Source organism: Streptomyces mayteni, assembly GCF_054783955.1.
This window is the reverse complement of the sequence record NZ_BAAGPR010000190.1, coordinates 1-8,752: the sequence shown is the minus strand read 5'-3', so window position 1 is coordinate 8,752 and position 8,752 is coordinate 1. Positions and strand designations below refer to the sequence as shown.

Below are 8,752 nucleotides of genomic sequence, written 5' to 3'. Positions count from 1 at the left end.
TGGGCGGCGACCGGGCGGCCGCCGTGCCGGGCGGCCTCGTCGCGGCCAGGGCCGGCGCCGGCCGCGGCCACTGGGTCGCGGGCGCCGACATCGCCAGCCGCGTCGAGTGGGCCTGGGAGCTGGTGCGCGGCCTGCCGGAAGACCAGGCGATCGACCGGATCTGCGCCCTGGTCGGCACCAGCGTCGCCAGCCAGGAGTCCGTGCCCGCCGCGTTCGCGGTGCTCTCGGTGGCGGACGGCGACCCGTGGCGCGCCGCCGTCCTCGCCGCCAACCTCGGCGGCGACAGCGACACCATCGGCGCCATCGCCGGCGCGATCGCCGGCTCCGTCACCGGCCTCTCCGCCCTCCCGCCCGATGCCGTGCGCACCCTGCGCGCCGTCAACGGGCTCGACCTCGAAGACCTCACCGTCCGCCTGCTCGAACACCGCTGAGCACGACCGTCCGCCCGCACCACCTGTCCCCCGCACCACCCGTCCCGTCGCACCACGCAAGGAGGTTCCGTCATGAGCGTCTCGAAGACGAACGATCGCGTCGGCACCGTCGAAACCCGAGGGATCGAACCGGTTCCCGACACCGAGCGGCACGGCCACGCCGGCCAGATGTTCTGGACCTGGTTCGCCGCCAACATCAGCATCCTCGGGCTACCGCTCGGCGCCACCCTGGTCGCCTTCCGCGGCCTCAACATCTGGCAGGCCGTCCTGGTCGCCCTCGTCGGCTCCTTCGGCTCCTTCGCGCTGGTGGGCGCGCTCAGCCTGGCGGGCAAGAAGGGCGGCGCGCCCGCCCTCACCCTCTCCCGCGCCGTCTTCGGGCAGCGCGGCAACGCGGGACCGACGACGGTCAGCTGGCTGAGCCGGATCGGCTGGGAGATCATCTCCACCACCACGGCCGCCTACGCCCTGCTCGCGCTGCTCGACTTCGCCTTCGGGTTCTCGTCGGGCACCGTGCTCACCCTGGTCTGCCTGCTGGTCTTCATCGCCTGCACGCTGCTGATCAGCGGCCTCGGCCACGCCACCATCATGTGGATCAACAAATGGGCCACCGTGCTGTTCGGCCTGCTCAACCTTGTGGTGATGGGCTTCCTGATCGCCACCGTCGACTGGAGCGAGGTGCTCGACGCGCCGGCCGGCGCCACCAGCGGCGTGATCGCCGGCATCGGCTTCATCGCCGCCGGCACCGGCATCGGCTGGGCCAACGCCGGCGCCGACTACGCCCGCTACCTGCCCCGGGAGATCCCCGGCCGGCGGCTGGTGATCGCCTCCGCCTTCGGCGCCGGCGTCCCGCTGCTGCTGCTGATCTCGCTCGGCTCCCTGCTGGCGGCCGGCGACCCCACGCTCGCCACCGCCACCGACCCGGTCGCCGCCATCAACGAGCTGCTGCCGTCCTGGATGGCCGTCCCCTACCTGATCGCGGCCTTCGGCGGGCTGCTGATGTCCAACCACCTGTCCACCTACTCGGCCGGCCTCACCATGATCACGCTCGGCCTCCGGGTGTCCAGGCTCTGGGCCGTCTCCCTCGACGTCGTCCTGATGTTCGCCGGCGGCGTCTACCTGATGCTGATCGCCGACGACTTCTACGGCCCGTTCTCCACCTTCCTCACGCTGCTCGCCGTCCCCATCTCCGCCTGGATCGGCGTGATCGTCGTCGACTCGCTGCGCGGCCGCGCCTACGACTCCGCCGCGCTGATGGACACCACCCGCACCAGCCGCTACTGGTACGCCGGCGGCTTCCACCTGCCGGCCGTCCTCGGCTGGGCCGCCGCCATCGTGGCCGGGCTGCTGTTCACCAGGGCCGCCACCGGACCCGGCCCCCACGACGTATGGTTCGCCGGGCCGTTCGCCGACACCTGGGCCGGCACCAACGGCCTCGGCTGGGCGATCGCCATCCTGGTCGGCGCAGCCGTCTACGCCACCGCGGGCCGTCGCACCGGGCCGGCCGCCGAGCCGGCCGTCGCGGACTCGCCCGCGGTGCCCGAGGCGGCGCGGTGAGCGGGCGACTCGTCCTCGTCGGGAACGTCATCGCCGACCTCGTCATCGAGATCCCGGCACTGCCCGAGCGGGGCGGCGACGTCATCGGCTCCCGCTCCGAACTGACCGCGGGCGGCGGCTTCAACACCCTGGTCGCCGCCCGCAGGCTGGGCGCCGAGGTCGTCTTCGCCGGCCCGCACGGCACCGGGCCGCACGGCGACCTGGTCCGCCGGGCGCTGGCCGCCGAGGGCATCGAGCCGCTGCTGCCGGCCCGCGACGACGGGGACACCGGGTTCACCGTGGCCCTCGTCGACGGCGGCGGCGAGCGCACCTTCGTCACCAGCTTCGGCGTGGAGCGCCACCTCACCGCGGCTGACCTCGCCGCGATCGCCGCCGGGCCCCGGCCAGGCGACACCGTCCAACTCTCCGGATACGCGCTGGTGTCGCCGGACAACGGGCCGCCGCTCGCCGGGTTCGCGGCCGCGCTGCCCGCCGACGTCACCCTCTGCCTCGACCCGGCGCCGCTGGTCGCCGACATCCCGCCGGCCGTCCTCGACCCCGTGCTGGCCCGCGTCGACTGGCTCAGCGCCAACGCCCGCGAGGCCAGCCTGCTCACCGGGCTGCCGGAACCGGCCGACGCGGCCGCCGCGCTGCGCCGCCGGCTCTCCCCCGGCGCCGGCGTCATCGTCCGGGACGGCCCGCGCGGCTGCTGGCTCGCCTCGCCCGGCGAGGCGCCCACCCCGGTGCCCGGCTTCCCGGTGACCGCCGTGGACACCAACGGCGCGGGCGACGCGCACGTCGGCAGCTTCCTCGCGCTGCTCGCCGCCGGCCGGGACCCGGTGGCCGCCGCCCGCGCGGCCAACGCGGCCGCCGCCTACGCCGTCACCGGCGTCGGCCCGGCCACCGCCCCGAACGAGGCACAACTGGCGGAGTTCCTGGCCGAGCACGACCGGTAGGACGCCTCGTCTCCGCGTCGATCGGCCAGGTTCCCGTGTCGCGCGAAATTCCTCCGTTAGGGTGACGGCGATCTAGACGGGGGACACGTGACGACCGGACCCAACGGCGAGCCGACGCTGCCGCGAATCCTCTGGGACGCCGCCACGGCCGCCCCCGACCAGGCCCTGGTGTTCGTGCGGGGCGACGGCCGGGAGCACACCGTCACCCTGGCCGAGCTGCGGGACGACGCCGCGCGCGTCGCCGGCGGCTGCCTGGCGGCCGGCCTCACCCCCGGCACCCCCGTCCCGCTGCTCGCCGACCGCGGCGACGACTTCCAGGCCATGTTCTGGGGCGCCCTGGCCGCCGGTCTCGTACCGGTGCCGCTCGCGCCCGACGCGCGCCGGGTGCGGCCCGTGTGGGAGTCGCTCGGCCGGCCGCCGGTCGTCGTGGACGACGCCACCGAGTCGCTGCTCGGCGAACTGCCGGACGCCGTGAGGCCGTTGCGTCTCCGGGTGCTGCGGCGCGGCCGGCCGCCCGGGCGGTTGCCCGACGCGGCGCCGCACGACGTCGCGTTCCTCCAGTTCTCCTCGGGCAGCACCGGCGCGCCCAAGGGCGTGGAGCCGACCCACGCCTCGGTGCTGGCCAACCTCCGCCAGATCCACCGCGCCACCGCCGTCACCTCGGACGACGTGGTGGTCAGCTGGATGCCCTACTTCCACGACATGGGCCTCATCGGCACCCATCTCGCCCCGCTCGCCGCCCGCGCCAAGCAGGTCAGGATCGAACCGCTGGCGTTCGCCAAGCGGCCCGCGCGCTGGCTGGAGGCGGCCGCCGGGCACCGCGCGACCATCCTGTCGGCGGCGAACTTCGCGCTGGAACTCGCGGCCCGCCGCATCCCGGACGAGGCGTTCCAGGCCCTCGACCTGACGGCCGTCCGGCTGCTGCTGGTGGGCGCCGAGCCGATCGCCCCGGCCGTCTGGCGGCGGTTCCTCGACCGGGCCGGGGCCGCCGGGCTCGACCCCCGGGCCGCGCGGCCCGTCTACGGCCTGGCCGAGGCGACCCTCGCGGTCACCGTCCCGCCGCCGGGCGAGGTCGCCGCGTCCCGGGTGCTCGACCGCGCCGCCCTCGCCCGTGGCCACGCGGTGGACGCCGCCCCTGGCCCGGACGCCGTCGAGCTGATGGACGTGGGGCCGCCGGTGTCCGGCTGCGAGGTGCGGATCGTCGACGACGCCGAACGCCCGCTGGCCGACCGGCGGGTGGGGCACGTCCAGGTGCGCGGGCCGCAGGTCGCCCGCGGCTACCACGCGGCGCCCGAGGCGACCGCGGCCGCCTTCGCCGCCGACGGCTGGCTGCGCACCGGCGACCTGGGGTTCCTGACCGGCGGCCGGCTGTGCGTGACCGGCCGCCACAAGGACGTGCTGTTCGTGGCCGGCCGCACCTTCCACGCCGCGGACCTGGAGGAGGTGGCCGCGGCCACGCCGGGGCTGCCTTCGCCGCTCGTCGCGGTCGTCGGCTCCACGGAACCGCTCGCCGGGCGGGAGCGGGTGCTGGCCTTCGTGGGCTGGGCGCGCCCGCCGCGCGCGGCGGCGACCGTGCTCGCGCGGGTCGCGGCGCGGCTGCGGCAGGCGCTGGCCCACGACGACGTGCGGGTGCTGCCGCTGCCGCCCGGCGCCTTCCCCAGGACGACCAGCGGCAAGCTGCGGCGGCGGACCCTTCGGGACCGCTACGAGGCCGGGGCCTACGTCGCCGTCGAGGAGCGGTGGACCCCGGCCGAACCGGCCGAACCGGCTGAACCGGCCGAAGCGGCCGCACCCGCGCGTGGCGTCGAACCTCGGGCCGGTCGGTGGCGGGAGGTCGAACGGGCGGTCACCGCGATCTGGGCCCGGGTGTTGGACCGGCCCGCCCACACCATCGGCCCGCACGACCGGTTCCTCGCCCTCGGCGGCTCCTCGCTCAAGGCGATGGAGGTGCTGGCCGCGCTGGAGGACGCCTTCGACGTCACCGTGGAGCCGGCCGTGCTCCGCGACCGCGACACGGTCGCCGCGCTGACCGAACACCTGGCCGCGCCGCGCCGCGCGGCGACCCGCGAGAGACCCGGGACGGTCGACGACCGGGCCCCGATCGCCGTGCTCGGCATGGCCTGCCGCTTCCCCGGCGCCGACACCCCCGAGGCGTTCTGGGACCTGCTCGCCGCCGGCCACGACGCGGTCGGCCCCGTCCCGGCCGACCGCTGGCCGACGCCGCCCACGTCCGCCGCCCGGTGGGGCGCCTTCCTGACCGACCCGGCCGCCTTCGACGCCGGCTACTTCGGCATCGACGAGCGGGAGGCCGCCGCGACCGACCCGCAGGCCAGGATCTTCCTCGAACTCGCCCACGAGGCCCTGGAACGCGCCGGCTACGCGGGCCCCAGGCGGGCCGGCCGCCGCGTCGGCGTCTTCGTCGCGACCGGCGACAGCGGCTACCGCGAGCTCCTCGCCGAGGCCGCGGAACCGGACGGCGAACCGCCGGCCGCCGCGCTCGTCGGCAACCTCCCCAACCTGGTCGCCGCCCGGGTGGCCCAGAGCCTGGACCTCACCGGGCCCGCCCTCGCCGTCGACACCGCCTGCTCCTCCGCGCTGGTCGCCCTGCACCTGGCGCGGCGCAGCCTCCAGGCCGGCGAGTGCGACCTCGCCGTCGTCGGCGGCGTCAACCTCACCCTGACGCCGACCGCGCACCGCGCCCTGGAGCGGACGGGCGCCCTGTCGCCGACCGGCCGCGGCCGCGCCTTCTCCGCCGCCGCCGACGGCTTCGTCCCCGGCGAGGGCGGCGCGGCGATCGTCCTGGCCAGGCACGACGACGCCCGCCACGTCGACGACCCGGTGCTCGCCCTGCTGCGCGGCACCGCGGTGAACAACGACGGGCGCGCGCTGAGCCTGCTGGCCCCCAACGCGCTCACCCAGCGCGAGATCATCGTCCGGGCGTACCGCGAGGCGGGCGTCGACCCCGACACCGTGACCTACGTCGAGGCGCACGGCACCGGAACGGCGCTCGGCGACCCCGTAGAACTCCTCTCCCTGGCCCACGCGTTCACGCCCCGCGCCGACGGCGAGCCGCGCTGGATCGGCTCGGTGAAGACCAACATCGGCCACCTGCTCAACGCCGCCGCCCTGCCGAGCCTCGTCAAGGTGGTCCTGGCCCTGGGCCACCGGCGGCTGCCGCCCTCGCCGCACCACGACCCGCCCGCGCGGCTCCCCGAGGGCTTCGCGGTGGTCGCCGAGCACCGCGAATGGACCGCCCCCGGGCCGCTGCTCGCCGGCGTCAACGCCTTCGGATTCGGCGGCACCAACGCGCACGCCATCCTCGAAGAGGCCCCGCCACGGTCTGCGCGGCCCGCGTCTCACCGCGAACCCGCCGACCTCCCACCGCTGTTGACCCTGTCGGCGCGCGACGCCGACGCCCTCACCACCGCCGCCCGCGACCTCGCGGCCCACCTACGCGCCCGGCCCGAACTCGACGAGGCCGACGTCTGCGCCACCGTCGACACCGCCCGCGACCACGGCCGTCACCGACTCGCCGTGGTGGCCCGCGGCGACCTGGCCGAACGCCTCGAAGCCGGCGCGGATTCCACGGTGGTCGGCGCCCGCCCCCGGCTCGTCCTGCTGCTGCCGGGGCAGGGCACAGGACGCCCCGGCGCCGGCCGCGAACTCCACCGCGCCGCGCCCGAGTTCCGCCGGGCGCTGGACGAGGCGTCCGCGCTGGTCGGCCCGGTGCGGGGCCGCACCCTGACCGAGTGGTGCCTGGACCCCGGAGCCCCGCCCGCCGAACTGGCCGCCACCGAGGTCGCCCAGCCGCTGCTCGTCGCGTACGGCGTCGCCCTCGCCCGGCAACTCGACACCTGGGGAGTCAGGCCCGACGCGGTCGTCGGGCACAGCGTCGGCGAGATCGCCGCCGCCTGCGTCGCCGGATCGCTCACCCTCGCCGAGGCCGTCAGGTTCGCCGCCGAGCGGGGTCGGCTGACCGCCGAACTGACCGCCCCAGGCGCGATGGCCGCGGTGCGCGGGGGAGTCGACGCCGTCGCCGCCGTGCTGGCCGAGTCGGCCGGCGCGCTGTGCGTGGCCGCCACCAACTCGCCCGAGCAGGTGGTGATCGCCGGCGCCCCGGACGCCGTGGACGCGGCGGTGGCCCGGCTCGCCGCCGACGGCGTCCCGGCGCGCCGGCTCCGGGTCCCGCACGCCTTCCACTCCCCGGCGATGCGCCGCGCGGCCGACGCGCTGACGGACGCGGCAGGCGCCCTCACCCCACGCCCGCCGGCCATCCCGCTGCTCTCCACGCTGACCGCCGACTGGCGGCCGCCCCTCGACCCGGCGCACTGGCGCCAACACGCCCTGCGGCCGGTGCGGTTCGACGCCGCCGTCGAGCGTCTGCTGGCCGAAGGCCACGACACCTTCCTCGAACTCGGCCCCGACCCCGGCGCCTTGACGGCGCTCGTGCGCGGCATCGCGGCCGGCCGCGAAGGACGGGCGCCGGAGGCGCTGGCGCTCGGCTCCACCGGCGACGCGCTGCTGACCACCCTCGGGCGCCTGTGGACGCGCGGCGTCGACCTCGACCACGCGGCGCTGGCCGGCGAACGGCCGCGCGTCGCCGTGCCGACCTACCCCTTCCAACGCCGCCGCCACTGGCCGGAACCGGCGCCCCGGCTGTACCGCGTCACCTGGGTCGCGGCGGATCCGCCGGCGGCCGCCGGTACGGTGCGCACCGTCCGACTGGCCGGCCCTGAGGGGGAGTTGGCCCGGGCGCTGGCCGCCCGCCTGGCCCGGCGCGGCATCCGGGTGCTGCGCGACGGAGTGGCCGACCGCACCGTGCTGCTCGCCGGCCCGGCCACCGCCGACCTCGACGCGGCGACCCACGACCTGCCGGCCATGCTGCGCGAGCTGTTCCCGTCCCTGAACCGGCCGGGCGCCCGCCTGGTGACGGTCACCGAGGACGTCCACGTCACCGGCGTGGCCGCCGAACGTCCGCGCCCCGCCCAGGCGTTGCTGACCGGCCTCACGCTCGCCCTCCCCGACGAGTTCCCCGGCCTCGCCGCGCACAGCGTCGACCTGTCCTCGCGCGACCCGTTGGACCTCAGGGCCGACGCCCTGGAACGCGAACTGCTCGGCCTCGGCCTGGGTGACGGTGTGGTGGCCTGGCGCGCCGGCCGCCGCCTGCGCCGCGCGTCCGCCTCGCCGGCGCGGCCGTCGCTGCCACCCCTGCCGCCGGACGGCACCTGTCTGATCACCGGCGGCGCGGGCGGCATCGGCACCGCGCTCGCCCGCGACCTGGCCGGCCGAGGCCGGCCCACGCTGGTACTCGCCGGCCGCTCGCCCCGGCCGGACGCCCGGCTGCTCGCCGAACTCGAAACGCTCGGCGCGTCGGTGACGTACCGGGCGGCGGACGTGTCAGTCGAAGCCGACGTCGAGGCCCTGATCGCCGATCTGCCCCCGCTCGACGCGGTCTTCCACGCCGCGGGCGTGCTGCGCCCCGGCACGCTGCGGGCCAAGTCGCCGGAGGAGATCGCCGACACCCTGGCCGCCAAGGTGCGCGGCAGCCACCTGCTCTCCCGCGCCCTGTCCCGCCACGGCCAACGGCCGGCGGTGTGCGTGGCCCTCTCCTCCGTCGCCGCCGTGCTCCCCGGCTTCGCCGGCGCCCTTGGCGACTACGCGGCGGCCAACGCCTTCCTCGACGCCTTCGCCGCCGCCGAACGGGCGGCCGGCCGCCCGTGGATCTCGGTGAACCTCCCCGCCATCACGGCCACCGGCCTGGCCCCCAGCCCCCCCCCCCCCCCCCCCCCCCCCCCCCCCCCCCCCCCCCCCCCCCCCCCCCCCCCCCCCCCC

At 77.1% G+C, this 8,752-nt stretch carries 4 protein-coding genes; all 4 read left to right on the top strand.

Annotated elements, in window-relative coordinates; translation table 11 throughout:
* The coding region (locus tag ACYVPE_RS38365) for an ADP-ribosylglycohydrolase family protein (RefSeq protein ID WP_461038469.1) at positions 1-431 on the top strand (431 nt) is incomplete at its 5' end.
* A gap of 72 nt (positions 432-503) precedes the next feature.
* The gene (locus tag ACYVPE_RS38360; RefSeq protein WP_461038468.1) at positions 504-1,985 is read left to right on the top strand and encodes a purine-cytosine permease family protein; all 1,482 of its coding nucleotides are present in this window, start codon (positions 504-506) and stop codon (positions 1,983-1,985) included.
* Complete coding sequence (locus tag ACYVPE_RS38355; protein WP_461038467.1) at positions 1,982-2,920, top strand: PfkB family carbohydrate kinase; 939 nt, start codon at positions 1,982-1,984, stop codon at positions 2,918-2,920. Before ACYVPE_RS38360 ends, ACYVPE_RS38355 begins: the two co-directional genes overlap by 4 nt.
* 87 nt (positions 2,921-3,007) lie before the next feature.
* Positions 3,008-8,752: SDR family NAD(P)-dependent oxidoreductase (locus ACYVPE_RS38350; protein WP_461038466.1), on the top strand; the 5,745-nt coding region annotated here is incomplete at its 3' end.

Coding starts and splice junctions, on each gene's coding strand:
- ACYVPE_RS38360 (WP_461038468.1), top strand. CDS start 504: ATGAGCGTCTCGAAGACGAACGATCGCGTCGGCACCGTCGAAACCCGA.